This window comes from Pseudomonas sp. ABFPK, from assembly GCF_001586765.1.
GTDB classification, from domain to species: domain Bacteria; phylum Pseudomonadota; class Gammaproteobacteria; order Pseudomonadales; family Pseudomonadaceae; genus Aquipseudomonas; species Aquipseudomonas asiatica.
The window spans coordinates 1-22,440 of the sequence record NZ_LQXW01000020.1 but is presented as its reverse complement, the minus strand read 5'-3'; the positions used below and the strand labels follow the sequence as shown (position 1 = coordinate 22,440).

Here is a 22,440-nt window from a genome sequence, read left to right as displayed (position 1 = left end):
CTTGATGTACATCAAGCGCCAGCGGGGGAAGCGCCGACTATAGTCAGGCATTGGTCGCCACCTTTGAAGGGAGTTAACGCCCATGCAAGCCGTTCGCAGCATCCTCGTCGTCCTCGACCCCGAGCACGCCCACAGACGGGCACTGACCCGGGCCAAGCTGATCGCCGGCGTCACCGGCGCCCGCCTGCATCTGCTGATGTGCGACAAAAGGCATGACCACAGCGCGCTGCTGAGCCTGCTGAGCAGCCAGCTGCATGATGACGGGTACGACAGCGTCACCCATGAGGAGGCCTGGCGCGACAACCTGCACGACACCATCATCTACGTGCAGCAGGCCGAGGGCTGCGAGCTGGTGATCAAGGAACACCGCCCGGACAACCCGCTGAAAAAGGCCCTGCTCACCCCCAGCGACTGGAAGCTGCTGCGCCAATGCCCGTGTGCCGTGCTCATGGTCAAGAGCGAGCGGCCTTGGACCGGCGGCAAGATCCTGGCCGCGGTGGACGTGGGCAACCAGGACGAGGACCACCGCCGCCTGCATGCCAGCATCATCGACCATGGCTATGCCATTGCCGGGCTGGCCAAAGGCGAGCTTCACGTCATCAGCGCCCATCCGTCGCCGATGCTGTCGGCGTCGGACCCGGTGTACCAGCTGAGCGATACCATCGAAAAGCGCTACCGCGAGGCGTGCAAGGCGTTCCAGGCAGAGTACGACATCAGCGAAGACCGCTTGCATGTGGCCGAAGGGCCGGCGGATGTGCTGATTCCGCATACCGAGAAGAAGCTCGATGCCGTGGTAACGGTGATCGGCACGGTGTGCCGCACGGGGATTTCCGGGGCGTTGATTGGTAATACCGCGGAGGTGGTGCTGGATTCGCTGGAGGGGGATGTGCTGGTGCTCAAGAGCGAGGAGGCAATTGCCCATCTGGCGGAACTGGCCCGCGGCTGAGTTCAATCTGCCAGGGCCCTATCGCCGGCAAGCCAGCTCCCACATCGACAGTACCTGTGGGAGATTGCCCAGCCCTTTTGATCTGCGCTGTAGGGCAGAAAACAAATATCGCTCGTTTGAAGCGTCCTTTGTAGGAGCAGCCTTGTGCTGCGAAGAGGCCGGTACTGACAAAGCCTGTCTATGGCTTGTACCGGCCTCTTCGCAGCACAAGGCTGCTCCTACAGAGCCTCGCTGAACCAATGAGTCATGTGCAGTACCTGTGGGAGCTGGCTTGCCGGCGATGGGCTGCGCAGCAGCCCCATTCGACACCAAACGCTAGGCCAACGCTTCCTGCACCTTCGGGTCCAGCCCCTCCCCTGCATTGGCCTCGGCCCATTCCGCCAGTTGCCGGCGCATCGCAGGCGTCCAGAAGCTCTGCAGATGCTGCCGTATCCCCTGCACCGCCAGCGCCCGGTCTGGCTCGCTGTCGAAGTAATGGGCAATCTGGTTGGCCATCTTGACCAGATTCTCACTGCTCATCGGCGCACCTCGGTTTTCTCGGCAATACGACGCTCCTTCAACAACCGCCGCTGCTCGTCACTGAAGTCCTGGTAGCGCTTCTGCCACTGCGACGGCTGGAACACTTTCACCACCTCCACCGCCGTCACCTTGTACTCAGGGCAGTTGGTGGCCCAGTCGGAGTTGTCGGTGGTAATCACGTTGGCCCCCGACTCTGGGAAGTGGAAGGTGGTGTACACCACACCCGGCGCCACCCGCGTGCTGACCTTGGCGCGCAGCACCGTCTGCCCGGCGCGGCTGCCGATGCCGACCCAGTCGCCATCCTGGATGCCACGGCTTTCGGCGTCGGTCGGGTGGATTTCCAGGCGGTCGGCGTCATGCCAGGCGACGTTGCCGGTACGCCGGGTCTGGGCGCCGACGTTGTACTGGCTGAGAATGCGCCCGGTGGTCAGCAGCAGCGGGTAGCGGTTGTTGACCTTCTCCTCGGTGGGCACGTAGCCGGTGAGCATGAAGCGCCCCTTGCCACGTACGAACTGGTCGATGTGCATGGTCGGCGTGCCATCCGGCGCTGCGTCGTTGCACGGCCACTGCAGGCTGCCGTGGCGGTCGATCTCGGCGTAGCTGACGCGGTGGAAGGTAGGCGTAAGGCGGGCGATCTCGTCCATGATCTCGGACGGGTGACGGTAGCTCATCGGGTAGCCCAAGGCATTGGCCAGGGCTATGGTCGCCTCCCAGTCGGCCTTCCCGGCCAGCGGCTTCATGACCTTGCGCACCCGCGAAATACGCCGCTCGGCATTGGTGAAGGTACCGTCCTTCTCCAGGAACGAGCTGCCCGGCAGGAACACATGGGCGAACTTGGCTGTTTCGTTGAGGAAGATGTCCTGCACCACCACGCACTCCATGGCCAGCAGGGCCGCAGTGACGTGCTGGGTGTTGGGGTCGCTCTGGGCAATGTCCTCGCCCTGGCAGTAAAGGGCCTTGAAACTGCCGTCCAGCGCAGCCTCGAACATGTTGGGGATGCGCAGGCCCGGGTCAGGCTGCAGGGTCACGCCCCAGGCCTGCTCGAACTCGGCGCGCACAACTTCGTTGGAAATGTGCCGGTAGCCGGGCAGTTCGTGGGGGAACGAGCCCATGTCGCACGAGCCTTGCACGTTGTTCTGCCCGCGCAGCGGGTTCACCCCTACCCCTTCACGGCCGATGTTGCCGGTGGCCATGGCCAGGTTGGCGATGCCCATCACCGCGGTGCTGCCCTGGCTGTGCTCGGTCACACCCAGGCCGTAGTAGATCGCCGCGTTGCCGCCGGTGGCGTACAGCCGGGCGGCGGCGCGGATCTGCTCGGCAGGCACGCCGCAGACCGGGCCAAGCACTTCGGGGGCGTTTTCCGCCAGGCTGACGAAGTCGCGCCAGCGGGCGAAATCTTCGGTTTCGCAGCGGGCATCGATGAAGCGCTGGGCCAGCAGGCCTTCGGTGACGATCACGTGGGCCAGGGCGTTGAGCATGGCCACGTTGGTACCGGGGCGCAGTTGCAGGTGCAGCTCGGCGCGGGCGTGCGGCGAGTCGACCAGGTCGATGCGCCGTGGGTCGATCACGATCAGCCGCGCGCCCTGGCGCAGGCGGCGCTTGAGCTGCGAGCCGAATACCGGGTGGGCGTCGGTGGGGTTGGCGCCGATCACCAGCACCACGTCGGCCTGCATCACCGAGTCGAAGCTTTGTGTACCGGCCGACTCACCCAGGGTCTGCTTCAGGCCATAGCCGGTGGGCGAATGGCATACCCGCGCGCAGGTGTCGACGTTGTTGTTGCCGAACGCCGTGCGCACCAGTTTCTGCACCAGATAGGCTTCTTCGTTGGTGCAGCGGCTGGAGGTGATACCGCCGATGGAATCGCGACCGTACTTCAGCTGGATGCGGCGGAACTCGCTGGCGGCGTAGGTCACCGCCTCGTCCCAGCTGACTTCCTGCCATGGGTCTTCCAGGCGCTTGCGGATCATTGGCTTGGTGATGCGGTCCGGGTGGGTGGCGTAACCCCAGGCGAAGCGGCCCTTGACGCAGGCGTGGCCGTGGTTGGCGCCGCCGTTCTTGTCCGGGACCATGCGCACCAGCTGGTCGCCCTTCACTTCGGCGCGGAACGAGCAGCCGACGCCGCAATAGGCGCAGGTGGTGATGACCGCACGCTCGGGTTGGCCCAGCTGTACCAGGCTCTTTTCGGTCAGGGTCGCGGTCGGGCAGGCCTGCACGCAGGCGCCGCAAGACACGCACTCGGAGGCGAGGAAGTTTTCACCACCCGCCGCCGCCACCCGCGATTCGAAACCGCGCCCGGTGATGGTCAGGGCGAAGGTGCCCTGGATGTCCTCGCAGGCACGCACGCAGCGGCTGCAGACGATGCACTTGCTCGGCTCGTAGTCGAAATACGGGTTGGATACATCCTTTTTCTCGGCCAGGTGGTTGGCGCCGTCGTAGCCATAGCGCACCTCGCGCAGGCCCACCTGGCCGGCCACGGTCTGCAGCTCGCAGTTGCCGTTGGCCGAACAGGTCAGGCAGTCCAGCGGGTGGTCGGAGATGTACAGCTCCATAACATTACGGCGCAGGCCTGCCAGGCGCGGGGTTTCGGTGTGCACCACCATGCCTTCGCTGACCGGGGTGGTGCAGGAGGCCGGGTAACCGCGCATGCCTTCGATTTCCACCATGCACATGCGGCACGAGCCAAAGGCTTCGAGGCTGTCGGTGGCACACAGTTTGGGGATGCTGGTGCCGAGCATGGCCGCGGCACGCATCACCGAAGTACCGGCGGGCACAGTGATGGCGCGGCCATCGATGCTCAGGCTGACCTGTACCTCGCTGTCACGGGCCGGGGTGCCGAGGTCGCTGCTTTTATCAGAAGCGGGGTCGAAGAAATTGATCACTGCGCGGCCTCCGTGTGGATCAGCCCGAAATCGGCGGGGAAGTACTTCAGCGCGCTGGCCACCGGATAAGCGGTCATGCCGCCCATGGCGCACAGCGAGCCGTATTGCATGGTGTCGCACAGGTCGCGCAGCAACAGGGCCTGGTCATGCCGTTCGGTCATGTCGCTGGTGGCGATCAGCCGGTCGACCACTTCCATGCCCCGGGTCGAGCCGATGCGGCACGGGGTGCATTTGCCACAGGACTCCTCGGCGCAGAACTGCAAGGCGAAGCGCGCCATGCTGGCCATGTTCAGGGTGTCGTCGGCCACTACCACACCACCATGGCCGAGCATCGCGCCCATGGCGGCAAAGGCTTCGTAGTCCAGCGGCGTATCGAAGTGGCTGGGCGGTACCCAGGCACCGAGCGGGCCACCAACCTGCGCGGCCTTCAACGGCCGGCCGCTGGCCGTGCCGCCGCCATAGCCTTCCACCAGCTCGCGCAAGGTCAGGCCAAAGGCGCGTTCCACCAGGCCGCCCTGACGGATGTTGCCGGCCAGCTGGAACGGCATGGTGCCCAGCGAGCGGCCCATGCCGAAGTCGCGATAGAACGCCGCGCCCTTGGCCATGATGACGGGTACCGAGGCCAGGGTGAGTACGTTGTGCACCAGCGTCGGCAGGCCGAACAGGCCCTGCAGCGCGGGTAGCGGAGGCTTGGCGCGAACGATGCCGCGCTTGCCTTCGATGGATTCGAGCAGCGCGGTTTCTTCGCCGCAGATATAGGCGCCGGCGCCGACCCGCACTTCCAGGTCGAAGGCCTGGCCGCTGCCGGCCACGTTGCTGCCGAGATAGCCGGCGTCACGGGCGATGGCGAAGGCCTGGTCAAGCACGCGGATGGCGTCGGGGTATTCCGAGCGCACATAGATGTAGCCCTTGTCGGCACCCACGGCGAGGCCGGCAATGATCATGCCTTCGATCAGCAGGAACGGGTCGCCTTCCATCAGCATGCGGTCGGCGAAGGTACCGGAGTCACCCTCGTCGGCGTTGCACACCACGTACTTCTGCCCGGCCCCGGCGTCACGCACGGTGCGCCATTTGATGCCGGCCGGGAACGCCGCACCGCCGCGGCCGCGCAGGCCGGAATCGAGCACGGCGGCGACCACCTCGGCACCGTCCAGGGCCACGGCCGCTTCAAGGCCGGCGAAACCGCCATGGGCACGGTAGTCGTCCAGCGACAACGGGCGGGTGATGCCGGCGCGGGCGAACAACAGGCGCTGCTGGGTCTTGAGGTAAGGGATGTCCTCGACCGGCCCCAGGGCCAGCGAGTGGCCACCAGGTTCACCGGGCTCACCGGTAAAGGCGTCGAGCAAGGACGGCACGTCTTCCGGGGTGACCGGGCCGAAACCCAGGCGCCCTTGCGCGCTGTCGCACTCCAGCAGCGGCTCCAGCCAATACAGCCCGCGGGAGCTGGTGCGCTGGATATCCAGCGGCAGCTGGCGGCGCTCGGCCTCACGCTGCAATGCATCGGCAACCTGGTCGGCGCCCACGGCACGGGCTACCGAATCGCAGGGGATATACAGCTTCAGCATGCTGCGTCCTCCCGGCAAGCGTTGACCAGCGCGCGCAGGCGCTCCGGGGTAAGGCGCGCATGCACCTGGCCGTCCAGTTCCAGCGCTGGCGAGCAGGCACAGGCGCCCAGGCAGTACACCGGGCGCAGGCTGATGGCGCCGTCGGCGCTGGTGCCGTGGTCGTCCAGCGCCAGCTGTTCGCGCAGTTGCGCGGCCAGCGCCTCGGCGCCCCGGCTCTGGCACGACTCGGCGCGGCACAGGCGCAGGGTGTGGCGCGCCGGTGGCGTGGTGCGGAAATCGTGGTAGAAGCTGATAACCCCACGCACCTCGGCCAGGCTGAGGTTCAGGGCATGGGCAATTTCGGCGACAGCGGCATCGGGGATGTAGCCGATGTCGTGCTGGATGGCATGCAGGATCGGCAACAGCGCGCCGGGGATATCCTTGTCACGGGCCAGAATGCGTTGGATCACAGGCAGGTGGAGCAATTCATCAGGCATACAGCGGACCTCGGCATCACGGACCCTGCCTGAATTGTTGTGAGGGCAGGTATCCGGCGTGTTCTGCTGCGGCGCGCCGGCCACGTCACGGTTGCGTGGAGCCAGCGGCCTCCTTGCCTGCGGCCGTACGTCTGCGCGCACTGGTCCGAGGCATCCTGCAAGCATGGCACTTGTGGCGCCGGGGGGTTGCGTGCGAACGACCAGGCGCATCCTGAAACCGACGCGGGTTGTTTCTGGCCTTATACAGTCTGCTGCGCTGTCGCTTGGAGAACTGAATTCGCAAGCGGTACGCGTACCCTGTGGGAGCGGCTTTAGCCGCGAAGAATCCAACGCGGTGCATGGCACCGGCTGCGCCGGTGTTCGCGGCTAAAGCCGCTCCCACAGGGTCCCTGCTAATTCAATGAGTTATGTGCAGTCCCATGAATGCATGGTATGAGCAAGCTTCAAAGCTGCACGGCTTTGTCGATCAGTGCTTGCCTTCCACCGCCTTGGCCGTCTCGATCAGCTTGTCGAACTTGCGGTTCAGCTGGGCAAAGCGCTCATCGCTCTTGGCCCGCGCTTTGACGTTCTGGTCCGAGCTGGCCTTGTCGGCGATGGTCACCACCGTCCAGTCCCGGTCCTTGGCCACCCAGTACACCAGCTCACCGTCTGCGGAAAACGCCTCGAGTCGGCCACCGCTATTCGGCACAGGCTTGGCCTGCCTGGTCATCGGCAGCAGTTGCTGGACCCGCGCCTCGTCGGTGCTGGCCAGCCGCACCTCCACCTGGCGAAGCTGGTCGGCCTCGTTGAACGATGCTTTCACTTGCGTGATGGCAATACCGCCCAGGTTGAAATCGCCCTTCGGGTTGCTCCCCTGAAAGAACTCGGTGGGCACCTGGTAGTGATAGCCGGTGAAATGCTCAACTTCGCCGAACTGCTGCTGCAGAATGGCCATGGCCTGGGGCTTGGGCATGCCCAGGGTGAACTGGCCGACTTCCAGCGCCGAACAGGCTTGCAGGGGGAAAAGCGCGCAGGCGAATACCAGCGGCAGGGTCCGTTTCATCGGTCATCTTCCTTGAAAAGAGCCCAGCAACCTAACCCCTGCATGACAATCAGACAATACTGGCAGGGTGCCAAGCCCACACTGTCTCGGCTTCGCGACGCCTGGCTGGGTCAGCGGTTCTTGCGCATGCCCATATGCGCGTCATCCATCAGCGCCTTGGCCATGTCGCAGAGAAAGTGCGAAGCCCAGACCAGCACCGGTTCGTTGTCCATCACCCCGATGAACGACGCTCGCCGTGAGCAGTCCATCAATACCGACGCTTGTTCGATGGCATGGTCGCAGCAGTTTCCCGGTTCTACGCGGAACAGTTTCTTGCCGTCCAGCACACCGTCCAGGAACGTGGCCGCGCCTACGGTCAGGCCCAGTGTGCCGGTGTCGTCATCCAATTCCTTGTCCATCTGAAACCCTCTTTTGAATCTGCCGGCCAGTGCGATTTCCCGGTTGCAGTCCCCGGCAAGAAAACCGCACCGCCCAGGCTGGCAAAATTTGAAAATCAGCCCATCAATGCAATGTATGCACCGGCTGCCCGCCCCGGAGCTGCACCTGCGCAATCGCCGACTCCAGCAGCGTGCGCACAGCCTCCATTTCATGCATGACCGCCAGGGTCATGATCGTGGCGGGAGATCTGGGGAGCGAGGCTATCGCGTGATGGCCTACAGACAAGGCGCACAGCACGTATTCCGTGGCCTGGATCAGGGTGTCTTCCAAGTGATGGGGTGAGTCGGAAATGGGGGGATCCGGGACTATTTTGAGCATGGTCACATCTCGATTTCGTGAGAGAAAACCACACCCCATCCCTTGCAGAGAATGGGTGGCGGCTGCGTACGGGCCTGCAAGACCGGGGAAGATCGAGAAAAACCCGGCTGACCCGAAGGTCACCCGTACGCAGCCACCATTAAGCACAACCATTGGCACAAACCAACGGCTCGATGATGAGCACGCTTTCGATACTTCCCCAGGCTTGCAGACCCGGTCGTTGAATTTGCAACGACAGGGCGAGACTAGGGGGCTCAGGTTTCCATCGCAATGGTGAAACGGCTTGAAAAGGATGATTCAGAAATGGACTACGAGGAAGGGGAAAAATCTGATTAGTTCTTGTAGGAACTGATATGAGTTTCTCTAAAAGACTCGAAGAACCGTGTGAAACACAGCGCTTGGCGGTACGCTGTGCTTCTTTCAAATGCTCACTACAACGCCAGCCGCGCCAGTCGCTGCAAAGCTCGAATCACCTCCTGATCCCGGTTCTCCAGCACATCCGCCTGAATGCGCGCGATCACAGCCTTCAGCAATTCGGTCTGGTTCATCTCTGTATGCTGCTGAAGCGCAAGCATGTCCTCCGCCATGTACGGATTGACCTTCATCGACAACCGCCGAGTAACATTGGAACGCGCAAGCCCGCGCTGCTCTCGCTGTTCATCCAGCGCCTGAAGGAACGTTTGATGCGCCGCATGCAACTGCCCACACTGCTGCGCCTGCACCAACTGTTGGAAATAGTGGGCAAGAAACACCTTGCGCAAATTTGCCCCCGCCTCATTACTGACCGCATGCATGGCCGCATCGAGCACATCCAGATAGACCGCCGGCAAACGCGCCTCGATCGACTTGAGCTGCTGCTTGCGCGCCTCGCGGATGGCCGCTCCCAGGCTCGCCCGCCCACCTGGTGGTTCCGTACACACTGGTCAACAACGACGCCCGCTATCTGCTGCTCAATGGTTTCGCCTGCGGTGAAGACTTCTTCCGGCTGCTGAAGGATGCTTTCGACCTGTTGTGGCAGGAGGGCGCGCACCACCCGAAGATGATGAGCGTGGGCCTGCATGGGCGGATCAGTGGCCATCCTGGCCGTGCGATGGCGCTGGCGCGCTTTCTCGATTACGTGCAGGGCCACGACGGGGTGTGGGTCTGCCGGCGCGAAGAGATTGCCAGGCACTGGATAGCCCAGTTCCCCGCCTGAGCGGTCAGTCGTTCGCAACAAACACGGGATCAGCTAACGGCCTGCCCTGCCGGACGCGCCGAGCACAGCCTTGCGCTGGCATTTCATCAGGACCTTGCGACCGGTTTCGACAAAGGGCGTGACGATCAGGCTATAGACCGTCAGGTAACGCTGGTGGTCCTGCTCACCGGTGCCGAAGCGGATGCTTTCGGGCGTTGATGTAGTGACATAGAGCGTGCCGAACATCCAGTCCCAGAGGGACAGGTTGGTGCCGAAGTTCCGGTTGAAATGGCGTGGGGCGTCACTGTGATGGATCTGGTGCTGGGCCGGGCTGTTCAACACATGTTCCAGCTGCGGGCCGAACGACAGCCAGACATGGCTATGCCGCAGGTTGGCCGCCAGGCTGTTGAAGATGAACACCAGGTAGGTCACGCCGAACAGGGTGTAGCGGCTGACTTCACCGCCGCAAAGGTACCAGAAGCATCCGGCGTAGAAGCCGATGCCAATGCCGGTGCTCAGTTTCTCGACGATCTTTTCCACGAAATGCACCCGGCTCGCTGTCGCCGGCACCAGCACGGGCGCCGAATGATGCACCTTGTGAAAGGCCCAGAGCCAGCGGGAGTGAAAGGCCCGGTGCGCCCAGTAATGGATGAAGTCCTTTAGCAGGAACACCCCCAACCCGTAGAGCAGGGCCAGTGCAAGGTTCTCGCCCAGGCGCGGGCGCGCGCCCCAGAGGTTGCTGAAAAAGGCCAGGTAATCGCCGGAGCGCAGGATGTAAGGGTCGACCAGATGGACGACGGGCAGCACCAGCGCAACCTTGAGGATGGCCCGCACGAAGTAGTAGCGGTAGTCCAGCAGCGCCGAGGGATGCAGATGTACCCGGGCGCCGCCGATGAATTGCCAGAACGACTGGGCGTCGCTCAGGCCGCGCCGCTTCCTGAAACGGAACAGGCCGTAGGCTGCGCCATAGGAGATGCAAAGGAACAAGGCCCCGAAACGGCCGTTCATATTGAAAATGCCGAGAAACTGGTCGGTAACGGGCGTAATTACCCACTCGGTCAGGTGCTCAAAGACAAGCGACAGGGCATCCACGAAACGTCAGCCTCGGCAAAAGGGACGCAATTGTAAATCAGATTGATTTACTCCAGTGGTTTTATGCATTGCCTGGTGCTACCTCACCAGCTCCCGCCTGCAGGCACTGCCGCAGTTGAAAGTGGGCGGCGGAGTGCGCTGGCGAGGCTCGGAGTTCATTGATCAGCGTGAACGACCCGCTTCGCCCAGTCGACCGATCATGCCAGGCCGGTTACGCTGGTGCTTCCCCTTGCACGAAAGGCCAGCGACCGCATTCACCCTGCTGCCCTCCCCTGCGAACACCGAAAGCACCGGTGCCATCCACGGCACGGTCAAGACAATCCCCGATACAGCAATCCCGGCTAGGCGCCTGCATGGCTGAACAACGGATGCTAGCGCTCACCGCACCTCCCGGAGATTCCGTTCGTTGACTGATTCACAGCACAAAGCGACCTACGCGAAACGGTTCGAAGCCGTGCTTGCCTACATCAACAGCCACCTCGAAGGTGACCTGTCGGTAAATGCCCTGAGCCGCGTCGCGCACTTCTCGGCATTTCATTTCCATCGGCAGTTCACGGCATACATGGGCGTTCCGGTTTCACGGTATGTGCAACTGATGAGGCTTCGACGCGCGGCGCACCAACTGGTCGCCTCGCCGGCCATCTCCGTGCTGGAAGCAGCTTTCGGCGCCGGCTTCGAAAGCCCCGAAGCCTTTTCCAGGGCCTTCAAGCGTGCTTTTGGCATGGCGCCGAGCGTATTCGCCAAGGCCCCGAACTGGCAGGCCTGGAGTGCGGTTTTCGTTGTTCCTCATCTTTCAAGGAGTATCACCATGCAGATCCGCATCGTGGATTTCGCCAAAACCCATGTGGCCGCGCTCGAACACCAAGGGGCGCCCGGCCTGGTCAGTGAAAGCGTTGCGCGTTTTCGCCAATGGCGCATTCAGAGCGGCCAGTCACCGGTGGCCAGCAGCCGAACCTTCGGCATTGCCTACGACAACCCCGACACCACCCCGGCGCACGCCTTTCGCTTCGCCGTGTGTGGCGAGATATGCGAAGCCGTGCAGCCCAACGATTTCGGCGTGCACGAACGCATCATCCCGGCAGGCCGCTGCGCCGTGTTCCGACATACCGGCTCGCCTGACTACATTGGCGAAACCATCTATCCGCTTTATCGGGACTGGCTGCCTTCGAGCGATGAGGAACTGCGGGATCATCCGTTGTTCTTTCACTACTTGAGCGTGTATCCGGAAACGCCGATCGAGCAATGGCAAACGGATATCTACGTGCCGCTCAAGTAAGTTGGCTGGTGGCTAATCTGGGAAGAAGGCTGCAGGGTCGCGCATAGATCGAGTCCAGACGGATGCCCGGCTCTCTTGGTAAACTAGCTGCCTGCCCTGGCTGTCACCGAGCACTTGCCGTCGACTTTTGCCAGGGCGCGCAACCGGATTGCTACAAACACCTTCGAAACTGCTGAATTTGGTACAAGACACGTTGAACGATATGACCACAAACCCAGGCTCTAACCCAGCAACCACGCGCCCTGAGCCTTCCCGTCGCTTCAGCGTTGCACCGATGATGGACTGGACAGACCGCCACTGCCGCTTCTTCCTGCGCCTGCTTTCCAAAAACACCCTGCTGTACACCGAAATGGTCACCACCGGTGCCCTGCTGCACAACGACGCCCACCGTTTCCTGCGCCACGACGTCTCCGAGCACCCGCTGGCCCTGCAACTGGGCGGCAGCGTGCCGGCCGACCTGGCCGCCTGTGCCCGCCTGGCCGAGGAGGCTGGCTACGACGAGGTCAACCTCAACGTCGGCTGCCCGAGTGACCGGGTGCAGAACAACATGATCGGCGCCTGCCTCATGGCCCACCCGGCGCTGGTGGCCGATTGCGTGAAAGCCATGCGCGATGCGGTGTCGACCCCGGTGACGGTCAAGCACCGCATCGGTATCAATGGCCGCGACAGCTACGCCGAGCTGTGCGACTTCGTCGGCCAGGTGCGCGAGGCAGGTTGCCGGAGTTTTACCGTGCATGCGCGCATCGCGATCCTGGAAGGGCTGTCGCCGAAGGAGAACCGTGAGATTCCGCCGCTGCGCTATGACGTGGCGGCGCAGTTGAAGACGGACTTCCCGGACCTGGAGATCGTGCTCAACGGCGGGATAAAGACCCTGGCCGAGTGCCAGGCGCACCTTGAAACCTTCGATGGGGTGATGCTGGGGCGTGAGGCGTACCACAACCCTTACCTGCTGGCCGAGGTGGACCAGCAGCTGTTCGGCAGCGAGGCGGCGGTGGTCAGCCGCAGCGAGGCGCTGGCGCAGTTGCGGCCTTATATCGTCGCGCACATGGAAAGTGGTGGCGCGATGCACCACGTTACCCGGCATATCCTGGGGCTGGCCCAAGGGTTCAAGGGGGCGCGGCGCTTCCGCCAGTTGCTGTCGGCGGATATCCACAAGGCGGCGGAGCCGTTGGCAGTGTTCGACCAGGCGGTGGAGCTGTTGCAGGGGCGGTAATTCAGCAGGTGAGCCTGATCGCCAGCAAACCATCCCCTCCAGGATGCCGCAGGGGTTCAGATATATGCAGATGCTGTGGGAGCGGGTTTACCCGCGAAGAAAACAACTCGGTACATGGCACCGGCTTCGCCGGTGTTCGCGGGTAAACCCGCTCCCACAGGGATGGCGCAAACCACCACATTTTGTGTAAGCCAGTTGTATCTCCAGCGGCCCTTGCAAGCAGATGCGGAACCTCGGGGCCGCTTGCGACTCGAATCCTCACCTTTCGCACCGCGCTTCGCGAGCCCTTGAGTGGCCGTCGGGGCTCGGGTAATGTCGAGTCATTGCACAGGACAGAGCACGCCCATGACCTCCAAGCTGGAACAACTCAAGCAGTTCACCACCGTGGTCGCCGACACCGGGGACCTGGACGCCATCACCCGCCTGAAACCGGTCGATGCCACCACCAACCCGTCGCTGCTGCTCAAGGCTGCGGCCATCCCGGGTTACGCCGATCTGCTCAAGCAGGTGAAGGCCGATGCCAAGGGTAATGTCGACCTGGCCTGCGACAAGTTCGCGGTGGCCGTGGGTTCGGGCATCCTCAAGGTCATCCCGGGGCGTATCTCCACCGAGGTCGATGCCCGCCTGTCGTTCGATGAACCCGCGCTGCTGGCCAAGGCGCGCAAGCTGATCGAGCTGTACGAAGCCGCCGGTGTTGGCCGCGAACGCGTGCTGATCAAGCTGGCCTCCACCTGGGAAGGCATCCGCGCCGCCGAGAAGCTGGAGAAGGAAGGGATCCAGACCAACCTCACCCTGCTGTTCTCCTTCGCCCAGGCCCAGGCCTGCGCCGATGCCGGGGTGTTCCTGATTTCGCCGTTCGTGGGCCGTATCTACGACTGGTACAAGAAGAGCACCGGCCAGGAATACGTGGGCGCCGAAGACCCGGGCGTGCAGTCGGTCACTCGCATCTACAACTACTACAAGGCCAACGGCTACAAGACTGTGGTCATGGGCGCCAGCTTCCGCAATATCGGCCAGATCGAACAGCTGGCCGGCTGCGACCGCCTGACCATCAGCCCAGAGCTGCTGCAGCAGCTCAGCGATGACCAGGGCGACCTGCCACAGGTGCTGAAGCCGGGCAATGCTGGCGAGGCCAAGCAACAGCTGAACGAAAGCCAGTTCCGCTGGGCCATGAACGAAGATGCCATGGGTACCGAAAAGCTGGCGGAAGGCATTCGCCAGTTCGCACGGGACCAGGAGAAGCTGGAGAAGTTGATGGCTGAAAAGGCCTGATACATTTCGGGATTGCCTGACGGGCGGGAAGTGTTCAGCATTTTCCGCCCGTTTTTGTTTTACCTGGCCTTAGATTTGTATTGAATTCCAGGGCCTCTTCGCGGGTAAACCCGCTCCCACAAGGATTCCCACAGGCCAGAAGTTGGCGCTGTACCTGTGGGAGCGGGTTTACCCGCGAAGGGGCCCGAGAAGCCACCTGAGCTGTCGATGACCTCCTCTACCCCATTGCCCCTCGTACTCGCCGGCCCGGTACTGCGCCGCCTGGAACCCCAGCGCCTGGCCATCTGGCTGGTCGCCACGCAACCGCTGCAACCCGAATTCATCTTCCCGGCAGGCGAGGCCCAGGTCGATTGCCAGGTGGTCGCGGTGGGCCAGCACGCCTTCATCCACCTGCTGGACATCCACTTCGCCCAGCCGCTGCCCTGCAACCAGCTGCTCGACTACGACCTGCTCATCAACGGCCAGGGCATCGCAGGCTGGGCGCCGCACCTGCTTTACCCCGGCGCCCGGCGCCCAAGCCTGGTACTGCGCGATCGGCTCGACCACCTGCTGCACGGTTCCTGCCGCAAGCCGCATTTCCCGGCCGCCGATGGCCTGCTCTGCGCCGACCGCCTGCTGCAGGCCTGCGAAAGCCCCGCGGACCGCCCCGCCGTGCTGCTGATGACCGGCGACCAGGTCTATGCCGACGACGTTGCCGGCCCGATGCTGCGCGCCATCCACAGCCTGATTGCGCGACTGGGCCTGTTCGACGAGCAACTTGAGGGCGCGGTGGTGCCCGACAGCCAGGCGCTGTACCAGCACCCGGCCTGCTATTACCACCGCGCCGACCTGCTGCCGGCGCAGGAACGCAACGAAACCCTGCGCGAGCGCTTTTTCGGCGGCAAGCGCAAGCCGATATTCTCGTCCAGCAACGCCGACAACCACCTGGTGACCTTCGCCGAGGTCATGGCCATGTACCTGCTGGTGTGGTCACCGGTGCCCTGGCAGCTGGTGAACCTGGACATGCCCGACGGGCTCACCGCACCGCGCCAGGCACGTTACCGGCAGGAGCTGCCGCTGATCCAGGCGTTTGCCGACAACCTCGGCCAGGTAGCGCGGGTGATGGCCCACCTGCCGTGCCTGATGATCTTCGACGATAGTCCGAACGTAGGGGTGCGGGCAGCGTAATCCGAACGTACAGCAGTTATGGACACCATCTCTTCCCTAGATCTCTGGGAAATACCTTCAATGTCCTGATTTCCATCCATGCGATCATGAGTGACGACAACTGTGTTAAGTCGGTAAACGTCTAGAAATGCTTCGGCTAGCCTACGCTCCGTCCTGGAGGCTATATGCTGAAAGCGAAAGTCAGGAGCGCTTGTAGGAGTCAGCGATGAAAATAACCGGAAGAGTCGAAGTCGAGACCGTTACAGACATCGTGTGCGACGTATGCCGTTGCTCCACCCGCTTGGATACTGGCGGGCATCAGTTCGGCACCCTACAAGCTCACTGGGGTTATGGCACTGCCCATGATGGGGAGCGCTATGAACTGCACCTGTGTGAGGATTGCTTCTTCCAAACATTGGCTTACCTCAAGCAGGAACGGCGAACTCAACATCTGTTCAGCGAGGATGGCCAAGATCTCACCGATAATCTCGGTCTGGTCGCAAAGGATGATTATTTCGGTGACGGAGGGAGCCGGTAGATACACTTTGCAAATCGCAAGCGGGCGGATATGAAGTAGTGTTTGCCCAGCACACTTCGCATGGTTAAGGGTGATCGCGTTCGCTTGAAAATACGCGGACACCATCGCCTTAATGCGGGAGTTCAGCTTCACGTCGCCATCATCGTAAACATCGGCCTAGACCTTTTATGGTAAGCGAATGCAAAGACGCAACGTGAAGCACGTTGGTCCGCCCTACATTTCCAAAAGTGGCCTAGTAAGCGACATTGAGCCTGACCAGTCAGGAGGTGGCATACGAACGTGACAGTGATTAGCGATTGTCATAAGATAACTCTTTCCCCACGGATGCGGTTAGACACCCATGGGGTCAGCACAGAGTTATGAAAAATTAATTTCTCCGGCTAGCTCGATTCGATTAAAGACCACCGTGCTTAAACCTCTACGGCCTCTGAACTCACGATCATCAGTGGCAAATTCCAAAACCGCTTTAATTGCGCGCTGGAAGTCCGAGGGATATGAAGACTTTTCCATTTCCGCTACTTGACCATGCCACTCTTTCCAGGGAGCCAGTACTTTTTCCATACCTTCTTTGGACTGCGAGTCTATAGCCGGCCTTAGTAGATAACCAAACATGACAGCGATCCGATGCTCAAATGTGCCCTGTCCAATTCGACTGCCTGCCAAAAACTCAATCACTTCATTCACACAAAATGGATCTTTTGAATATCGGGTGTAGAGCGCCGGTGCTTCCTGCCTCAGCACTAGAAGCGGTATCATGATCGACTCTTCAAGGTAATGATTGGCAGGAATGCTACGAAATATTAATTTAAGCCTCCCAACCAGCTGATTAACATCACGAGGTGTGTACTCAAAGCGAGACGCCAAATACGCCATCAGCTCAATGATATGTTCATGATCATACTGCCCATCTCGGCGCGATTTAAAATAACTTTCAATTTCCGGCTCGTGCAACCTTACCGAAATATATTCCTTTATGGAAGGCGTTCGCAGATGATAGTCAACGTCTATGAAGCGCTTTAAATAATGAGCTCCATTGAACGACGAACCATAGACACCCTGAATACTCTTACCTAGCTGATCGCGATTCATTGCTATTATGAAAATAATGCGGTCAAGATCAAAAAGATGCTTTACGCGCTCTAAAGTCTCGATCGCATAGGTAGGTCGGCACCTATCAAGTTCATCAATAAATATTACGAGGTTTTTTTGGCCGTCAGGCAACCCCTCCAAAGCGATAGAAAGCTGCTTCTTAAACTGCTCAAGTGATTTCTGTTTAACATTAAAGCTATCAACAATATCACCAACAGCGCCTCCAACCACATCGGCCGCCAGCTTCTCAAGCTCTTTATCTATATCTAGCATACCAAATGAAGCGGCCTTAGCCGCAGCGACAGCTGTCGACTTAATTATACCAGGCACCACCCTCTTCGCTTTACTCCAGGCAGCTTTCGCTTTGGATTCATCTAGCTCAGCTGAAATCCATTTATCCAGCGTAGAAATCAGAGGCAATAGAGGGTCTTCGGCGAAATCACTCTCCCATGCATTTAAATATAAATTAGCCACATTAATCGTTCGGAGATATTCTGACCAAAGCCTAACGAAGGTTGTTTTTCCCGCACCCCACGGAGCATCCAAACAAATAACAAGTGGGGCTTGCGCATTAACCAAGAGCGGAGTCAGATTCTCAATCTCCTTTCGCCTTGAAAGCTTGTCCTCTCCGCTCGGCCAACCGCCATTTTCTATGTCTAGCTCTTTATACCTAACAAAAAAAATTTTGTTTGCGTCAGTACTACCCTGCTCCATCTCGTCATCCTTAATCATACGAATCTCATAAGTTATATTCACCCCGGCATATCGATAGGCCTGGATAATTCTTGAAAGGTAGGGATAGCACGAAGCCATTTAGCTCGTCACTAATAAACACACCCCTCCCCTTACGCAAGACTGAAGCCTGCTTATTGATTTTATAGTCAATCCGCAATTCCACTTCCCACTTTGCTCCGAAGTCACGACCAAAAAACAAATCTTGTCAAAGATAACACCACTTCGATGGCCAGTGGATACTAGTATCTAGAAAAGGAACGCGATTCAGGAGGTATGCGGCCACATAGGTGTCGCCAGTAGTACCAGCACTTCGAGCCACCCAAGACAGCGCGCCGCTACCGGGGGGTAAATGTGCGAGCATTACCCAATCAGATTTGCGTGGAAAAGGAGGCCAGTGCATCAGGCATGTCAGACATCTCATCAGCAGAAGGCGACCTAGGTAGCTAGGCTAGGAAAGGGTGCCATCCATAAGCCGTACCGTCACAGCCTATACACGAGCGTAGCTGTCATACCCATATTGAATGGAGCCCACTGCGAGAGCCAAGCTGTTCTGGCTGGCGTAACCAAGGTTTGCGAGGCCCTATCAGTTGGTGTCCCCAAGCCCTAGAGGCGGAGATATGCGATGAAGGGCCGACGGAAAATAAAGACTGACAGATGGCTTCTAAAATCGACAATTGAGGACGGCGCACGAGAGCTTCTGCTTGCTCGGTCCGATAAACAAGGAAGATTGCTCGACATTGCCGCGAAAAATGGCAAAAAAATGGAGCCCGCTGGGCGACTTTGTGGCTGAAAGGCAGAATTCACCTTCGAGGGGTGCAACATGAACAAAACTGAAATAATCGCGTTTTGCCCCATTGCACCGCTGGGTTGCTGGAGCCTCCTCCACCGGTGCTTCGAGGGAAGGCAGCAGCAAATTTTAGCCCTAGCCACATGCGTGCTTGGATCTCAAACGCTTGCAGCGCTCTGGCTGCACAAATCCGCCATCGGACTAGAACATCAAGTGCCTTGCAGCATCCTGACGACTCGGTCGGGCTATGAACAAGTGAGCACGCTTTTGGGGCGAATTGAGCATTGTGTTTACACTTAACGCCTTAAGCCTGGGGCGAGCGCGCATTGAGCTGCTCTATTACGCCAATCGTCCGGTGGCAGCCCATCGCCTCAGCCAAGGGCGTCAACGGATCGAACTCTGATGTTCACAAATTGCTGCAATCGACATGTTGCGGACGCCCGCTTCATTACGGCCGCGACCATTCACGCGTGTCACACGCTCGGGTGGCATTTCGAAGTGTGATCTCGGCACACATGATCCTTTACGGACTTGGCCAGAGCCGACCGCATCCAGCCAGGTATCTTGCACGCCATAAGCTTGTGGAATTCCTCAGCGCTAAGTGAATCCGCGATCTTGCTCAGAGTGAGCTCATTCAGCCCTGCTTTGCCAAGGTACAACAATGCAGTCAAGGCCACACCTACTGGGGTGCCAGCTTGCTGGAGTCGTAACCGAGAAACATGACGCAAGCGAACTACCGCGTTCCGCTTTGATGAAGGCGGCGATGACATCTGGCAGTCGGAGGTTTCGTACTACAGCCAGGCGCACACCAACCAGATCCACGAGTTTGTCGAAGCCTTGAAAGCCGGCAAGAAACCTCGCTATACGGGTGAAGACGGCTACCGCGACATCAAAACCACCATGGCAGCCATATGCTCGGCCAAAGAGGGCCTCCCTGTGAAAGTGGCGGAGATTACAGATAAGCGCTTCAACGCTTAACGCTAGGGACAAAGGCCCGGTAAAGTGGAAACTCCCCTGCCCCATTCAGGGTTAAGGGGAGTTTTCAGTTGATATGGATGCCCCATACTTGCCTGAGTAAATGGATACAATCAGAATCTGAGCGGTCGGGAGACTAGCTTGAGGGGGCATGCCCTTATCGTTTTAGCCTGTCTAAAGGGGGGATGAGTTTAGAGCGAAAATTATCTCACCAATGACAAAAAGACGACCAAGATCTTCATTTTGATTTAACAAGCGCGAAGATGTTCAGCATACTGATATACCTATCTGGATTTATACCTCGCGTCATGGACATTATTTTTAGCGCAAGGTTTTAGAAACAGATTATTTACTTTTCGCTGTCGATTGGTAGCCTTATCACGACAGCGTTATCTATATATATAAAATCCTTTTTAGCTGAACCACTACCGACCAGCAAATAAGCTCCTTCTACGCTCAAAAGCACATGATACTGCCCTTGATATTTTTCGCCTTTAAATTCAACAGGTTTTTCGGTAGCTATCTTCTCAAACCTTAGCATTCCCGCGTAGTAGGAGAGCGCCAGAGCTAGACCCGCAATTAAATAACTGTAGTCTCGCACAAGTGACTTTCTAAGGGCAATTCTTTTTTTATTAAGAACTCTTTTAATTTGCGTTCTGGGCCTAATTAATACCCCACACTTCAGAAAAGCGGCTGCAAATATCCCGCCTGCCCATACCCATGTCACTTTCCCAACTGATGAATAGTGAAATTTTAGGTAAGAAAAGTTAAGCGTAAAAAAGAAAATAAATGCAAAAGACACCCAGTAAATGAGCTTTTCTGCTGCATTGGTTTCTCTGTGCATTCTTCTTGCCGGCTTTTTAACCAATTTGGAAGTAGCCTGCTTGCCGCAAATGTTAAGGCTGCAAGCGGGGCGAGCACAGAGTAGTAGAGTTGCGATATGGCAAAGGAAAGAACCTTCGCGACCAAGTAGCAGAATGTGAGATAGAAGGTAAATGTGGCAACAAAGCTTGCCATGAATTTAAGCGAGACTATCGAAAGAATCTCAAGTGGAACCCCCATGAGGAATCCAACATAGTGAACTGTGCCAAGGGAGAGGAACGCTAATGCGGCTTTTCCTATAGATATAGCAGTGGCTCTATCTCGTGGCATTTTAGCTTGGGATATGATTTGTTTTAACAAAACTTGTCGCTCTTTGTTCTATGCAATAGCGTGGCCACGCTTTGGAAAAATTCGGAAACCAATGCCACTTACAGGCTCGAAATCTTAATTGCGCGCTATAAACCTTCTATGAGTACAGGCTCTGTCTTGAACCATCAATTAGCCATTATAGGGCTGATCAAATGACTTGACAAAATTTTCAGAGAGCGCGCCGGAGTTGATGATTCGTGGCTATCGCAGCTGACTCGATTGAAGATTTAGGGCTTCGTCGTACTATGGAAGTGCAGGCTGGTCCAGTGGCACGTGGATGGGGCAGCAGTGGGGCGTTGGCACCTAATCGCGACTGACCGCTATCGACCCCAAGCTAGGTTCGCCGAGGCCGGATAACCTAGCTTGCGCCCCTTAAATACCATGGTTCTAAGCTCCTATCGTGGTAAAATCGCCCTACCACGGCGCGTGAGCCAATTGCTAATATTTGGAAACAAGGTACCTGGGATGCGCAAGGATGTTCGCTGTGCTTTTTGCAAAAATATAATAGACCAACATGATGTCGAGCACTTTTACCCAAAACATTTTTGGACCGAGAACTTAGACCCCAAACAAAACTTATTACACATTTGTAGCAATTGCAACACCCTGAAACACCCGACCTCAACAGACGTTGATTTCATCGATTTTCTCTCTGACTTAATGAGAAGAAACGATGAGTATTCTGACGTTGTTCAAGATGCCATCTTCGGGAGCACGAGCCGTTATCGAGCAGACATCCTGGCCAGCTATGGAAAAAGAAGCAAGAAGACGAAATTATTAATTGAATGTAAATCCTCTGGATTTCCACAACTCACCAGAATCCAAGATCAGATAGAACAGCTGAAGTCTTACGCAGAAACTTATGGTAAGTGCCAGCTCGTTCTTGCCATTCCGGCAACTCTGAATGAGTCGGATCGAGAGGCTATCAAGGACACGGGCATTGAATTGTGGGATTTAGATTTTTTGGCCCATCGCTTCTCGGAGCAATTACCCGATGCAGAGCCTGGTTACTTCAATTGGCTTCTTGCTAAGCGACTGGAGCGTGGTCCTAAAGTAACCAGAGAAGATCAACTAGCGCTTAAGTTAAAAGAATGCGAACCGGGAAAGCGGGATTGGAGTCTCTACCAAGATCTTATTGGAGATATTCTGGAGCATTTGTTCTGTCCCTCGCTCAAAAAGCCGTTGCCCGAGCACTCCGACAACACAAAAACCAACCGCCGAGACTTTATTCTTCCGAACTATGCGAAGAGCGGATTTTGGAAGTTTTTGCAACGAAACTACATGGCTGACTTCGTTGTTGTTGACGCCAAAAACTATACGAAAAAAGTTGGAAAAAGCGAGGTTCTTCAAATTGGAAACTATCTGAAGCCTCATGGAGCCGGACTGTTCGGGATGATCTTCTCCCGACACGGCTGCGATGCAGCAGGCGGGCTGCATACACTACGGGAACAATGGATGATCCACAGAAAGCTGATTCTTATTTTTAGCGACGACGACGTCCACGCCATGCTCATCGCGAAACGAGACGGTTACTCTCCAGAGGAAGTGGTCGAGCAGAAGATTGAGCGCTTCAGGCTCTCGATCTAATCCGCCCACCTAATGATGAGCTACTGTACCGTGAGCGAGTAAAAAAGATGCCTAGGGATTCTCCGATCAAGTCAGCACAGGCCATCTGACCTGTGCTGAAATAGCCCTCCGTCCAACTGCCCTCTACAAGCCCGCCATCCCATGAGCCAGATGAGCTTTTCCGATTTCGAGTACGCCGGTAA

Annotated in this window: 19 protein-coding genes and 2 pseudogenes; 10 read left to right on the top strand and 11 right to left on the bottom strand. The window is 58.5% G+C overall.

Going from position 1 to position 22,440, the window contains the following annotated elements; all coding sequences use genetic code 11:
* Positions 1–82 precede the first annotated feature (82 nt).
* Complete coding sequence (locus WM94_RS14455; RefSeq protein WP_061551502.1) at positions 83–946, top strand: universal stress protein; 864 nt, start codon at positions 83–85, stop codon at positions 944–946.
* Positions 947–1,261: 315 nt separating this feature from the next.
* Here the strand turns inward: WM94_RS14455 and WM94_RS14450 are convergent, their stop codons facing one another.
* The 8 genes from WM94_RS14450 to WM94_RS14415 all read right to left on the bottom strand — a co-directional run bounded on the left by WM94_RS14450 (position 1,262) and on the right by WM94_RS14415 (position 9,013).
* Positions 1,262–1,465, bottom strand: a complete 204-nt coding sequence (locus WM94_RS14450; RefSeq protein WP_013971803.1) for a formate dehydrogenase subunit delta — start codon at positions 1,463–1,465, stop codon at positions 1,262–1,264.
* Positions 1,462–4,344 (bottom strand): formate dehydrogenase subunit alpha, encoded by a 2,883-nt coding sequence (fdhF, locus tag WM94_RS14445; RefSeq protein ID WP_061551501.1) that lies wholly within the window; start codon positions 4,342–4,344, stop codon positions 1,462–1,464. Before fdhF ends, WM94_RS14450 begins: the two co-directional genes overlap by 4 nt.
* The gene (locus WM94_RS14440; protein WP_061551500.1) at positions 4,341–5,909 is read right to left on the bottom strand and encodes an NADH-quinone oxidoreductase subunit NuoF; all 1,569 of its coding nucleotides are present in this window, start codon (positions 5,907–5,909) and stop codon (positions 4,341–4,343) included. Before WM94_RS14440 ends, fdhF begins: the two co-directional genes overlap by 4 nt.
* Positions 5,903–6,385 (bottom strand): formate dehydrogenase subunit gamma, encoded by a 483-nt coding sequence (locus WM94_RS14435; protein ID WP_061551532.1) that lies wholly within the window; start codon positions 6,383–6,385, stop codon positions 5,903–5,905. Before WM94_RS14435 ends, WM94_RS14440 begins: the two co-directional genes overlap by 7 nt.
* Before the next feature lie 466 nt (positions 6,386–6,851).
* Positions 6,852–7,427 (bottom strand): hypothetical protein, encoded by a 576-nt coding sequence (locus WM94_RS14430; protein WP_023660676.1) that lies wholly within the window; start codon positions 7,425–7,427, stop codon positions 6,852–6,854.
* A gap of 110 nt (positions 7,428–7,537) precedes the next feature.
* On the bottom strand, positions 7,538–7,825 hold the full coding sequence (locus WM94_RS14425; protein ID WP_015269622.1) for a DUF3077 domain-containing protein: 288 nt from the start codon (positions 7,823–7,825) through the stop codon (positions 7,538–7,540).
* A gap of 103 nt (positions 7,826–7,928) precedes the next feature.
* Positions 7,929–8,183, bottom strand: coding sequence for a hypothetical protein (locus tag WM94_RS14420; protein WP_015269621.1), 255 nt, complete (start codon positions 8,181–8,183; stop codon positions 7,929–7,931).
* Between the two features lie 431 nt (positions 8,184–8,614).
* Complete coding sequence (locus WM94_RS14415; RefSeq protein WP_223998079.1) at positions 8,615–9,013, bottom strand: hypothetical protein; 399 nt, start codon at positions 9,011–9,013, stop codon at positions 8,615–8,617.
* A gap of 50 nt (positions 9,014–9,063) precedes the next feature.
* Between WM94_RS14415 and WM94_RS14410 the strand changes: the two are divergent.
* Positions 9,064–9,378 (top strand): annotated as a pseudogene (locus tag WM94_RS14410) (chitin deacetylase); the annotation flags it as partial.
* Positions 9,379–9,411: 33 nt separating this feature from the next.
* Here the strand turns inward: WM94_RS14410 and WM94_RS14405 are convergent.
* Complete coding sequence (locus tag WM94_RS14405; RefSeq protein WP_061551499.1) at positions 9,412–10,449, bottom strand: sterol desaturase family protein; 1,038 nt, start codon at positions 10,447–10,449, stop codon at positions 9,412–9,414.
* Between the two features lie 406 nt (positions 10,450–10,855).
* Here WM94_RS14405 and WM94_RS14400 point away from each other — a divergent pair, with 406 nt between their 5' ends.
* From WM94_RS14400 to WM94_RS29140, 5 genes and pseudogenes are all read left to right on the top strand, one after another.
* Positions 10,856–11,725 (top strand): GyrI-like domain-containing protein, encoded by an 870-nt coding sequence (locus tag WM94_RS14400; protein WP_061551498.1) that lies wholly within the window; start codon positions 10,856–10,858, stop codon positions 11,723–11,725.
* Between the two features lie 202 nt (positions 11,726–11,927).
* A complete protein-coding gene (dusA, locus tag WM94_RS14395; protein ID WP_061551497.1) occupies positions 11,928–12,938 on the top strand; it encodes a tRNA dihydrouridine(20/20a) synthase DusA in 1,011 nt (336 codons plus the stop codon).
* Positions 12,939–13,283: 345 nt separating this feature from the next.
* On the top strand, positions 13,284–14,210 hold the full coding sequence (tal, locus tag WM94_RS14390; protein ID WP_061551496.1) for a transaldolase: 927 nt from the start codon (positions 13,284–13,286) through the stop codon (positions 14,208–14,210).
* Positions 14,211–14,417: 207 nt separating this feature from the next.
* Positions 14,418–15,347 (top strand): annotated as a pseudogene (locus WM94_RS14385) (alkaline phosphatase family protein); the annotation flags it as partial.
* Between the two features lie 235 nt (positions 15,348–15,582).
* A complete protein-coding gene (locus tag WM94_RS29140) occupies positions 15,583–15,894 on the top strand; it encodes a hypothetical protein (RefSeq protein WP_082810576.1) in 312 nt (103 codons plus the stop codon).
* A gap of 357 nt (positions 15,895–16,251) precedes the next feature.
* Here WM94_RS29140 and WM94_RS14375 read toward each other — a convergent pair whose 3' ends face one another.
* Positions 16,252–17,715, bottom strand: coding sequence for a P-loop NTPase fold protein (locus WM94_RS14375; RefSeq protein ID WP_061551494.1), 1,464 nt, complete (start codon positions 17,713–17,715; stop codon positions 16,252–16,254).
* 823 nt (positions 17,716–18,538) lie between these two features.
* Here WM94_RS14375 and WM94_RS31125 point away from each other — a divergent pair.
* A complete protein-coding gene (locus WM94_RS31125) occupies positions 18,539–18,805 on the top strand; it encodes an antitoxin Xre/MbcA/ParS toxin-binding domain-containing protein (RefSeq protein ID WP_082810574.1) in 267 nt (88 codons plus the stop codon).
* A 468-nt stretch (positions 18,806–19,273) separates the two neighbouring features.
* Positions 19,274–19,483 carry a Gfo/Idh/MocA family oxidoreductase gene (locus WM94_RS30455; RefSeq protein ID WP_371264025.1) on the top strand — a complete coding sequence of 70 codons (210 nt, stop codon included), beginning with the start codon at positions 19,274–19,276 and terminating at the stop codon, positions 19,481–19,483.
* A 346-nt stretch (positions 19,484–19,829) separates the two neighbouring features.
* Here the strand turns inward: WM94_RS30455 and WM94_RS30135 are convergent, their stop codons facing one another.
* Positions 19,830–20,324 carry a hypothetical protein gene (locus WM94_RS30135; RefSeq protein WP_156485971.1) on the bottom strand — a complete coding sequence of 165 codons (495 nt, stop codon included), beginning with the start codon at positions 20,322–20,324 and terminating at the stop codon, positions 19,830–19,832.
* Between the two features lie 812 nt (positions 20,325–21,136).
* Here WM94_RS30135 and WM94_RS14370 point away from each other — a divergent pair.
* Positions 21,137–22,258: a hypothetical protein gene (locus tag WM94_RS14370; protein WP_061551493.1), complete on the top strand. Its 1,122-nt coding sequence runs from the start codon at positions 21,137–21,139 to the stop codon at positions 22,256–22,258.
* The last annotated feature ends 182 nt before the right edge of the window (positions 22,259–22,440 follow it).

What these genes read in the sequence shown, in the direction of transcription:
- WM94_RS14455 (WP_061551502.1), top strand. Translation starts at nt 83, where the DNA reads ATGCAAGCCGTTCGCAGCATCCTCGTCGTCCTCGACCCCGAGCACGCC.
- WM94_RS14420 (WP_015269621.1), bottom strand. Translation starts at nt 8,183, where the DNA reads ATGCTCAAAATAGTCCCGGATCCCCCCATTTCCGACTCACCCCATCAC.
- WM94_RS31125 (WP_082810574.1), top strand. Translation starts at nt 18,539, where the DNA reads ATGAACAAAACTGAAATAATCGCGTTTTGCCCCATTGCACCGCTGGGT.
- WM94_RS29140 (WP_082810576.1), top strand. Translation starts at nt 15,583, where the DNA reads ATGAAAATAACCGGAAGAGTCGAAGTCGAGACCGTTACAGACATCGTG.
- WM94_RS30135 (WP_156485971.1), bottom strand. Translation starts at nt 20,324, where the DNA reads ATGCACAGAGAAACCAATGCAGCAGAAAAGCTCATTTACTGGGTGTCT.
- WM94_RS14440 (WP_061551500.1), bottom strand. Translation starts at nt 5,909, where the DNA reads ATGCTGAAGCTGTATATCCCCTGCGATTCGGTAGCCCGTGCCGTGGGC.
- WM94_RS14370 (WP_061551493.1), top strand. Translation starts at nt 21,137, where the DNA reads ATGCGCAAGGATGTTCGCTGTGCTTTTTGCAAAAATATAATAGACCAA.
- WM94_RS14430 (WP_023660676.1), bottom strand. Translation starts at nt 7,427, where the DNA reads ATGAAACGGACCCTGCCGCTGGTATTCGCCTGCGCGCTTTTCCCCCTG.
- tal (WP_061551496.1), top strand. Translation starts at nt 13,284, where the DNA reads ATGACCTCCAAGCTGGAACAACTCAAGCAGTTCACCACCGTGGTCGCC.
- WM94_RS14375 (WP_061551494.1), bottom strand. Translation starts at nt 17,715, where the DNA reads ATGATTAAGGATGACGAGATGGAGCAGGGTAGTACTGACGCAAACAAA.
- WM94_RS14425 (WP_015269622.1), bottom strand. Translation starts at nt 7,825, where the DNA reads ATGGACAAGGAATTGGATGACGACACCGGCACACTGGGCCTGACCGTA.
- WM94_RS14450 (WP_013971803.1), bottom strand. Translation starts at nt 1,465, where the DNA reads ATGAGCAGTGAGAATCTGGTCAAGATGGCCAACCAGATTGCCCATTAC.
- WM94_RS14435 (WP_061551532.1), bottom strand. Translation starts at nt 6,385, where the DNA reads ATGCCTGATGAATTGCTCCACCTGCCTGTGATCCAACGCATTCTGGCC.
- dusA (WP_061551497.1), top strand. Translation starts at nt 11,928, where the DNA reads ATGACCACAAACCCAGGCTCTAACCCAGCAACCACGCGCCCTGAGCCT.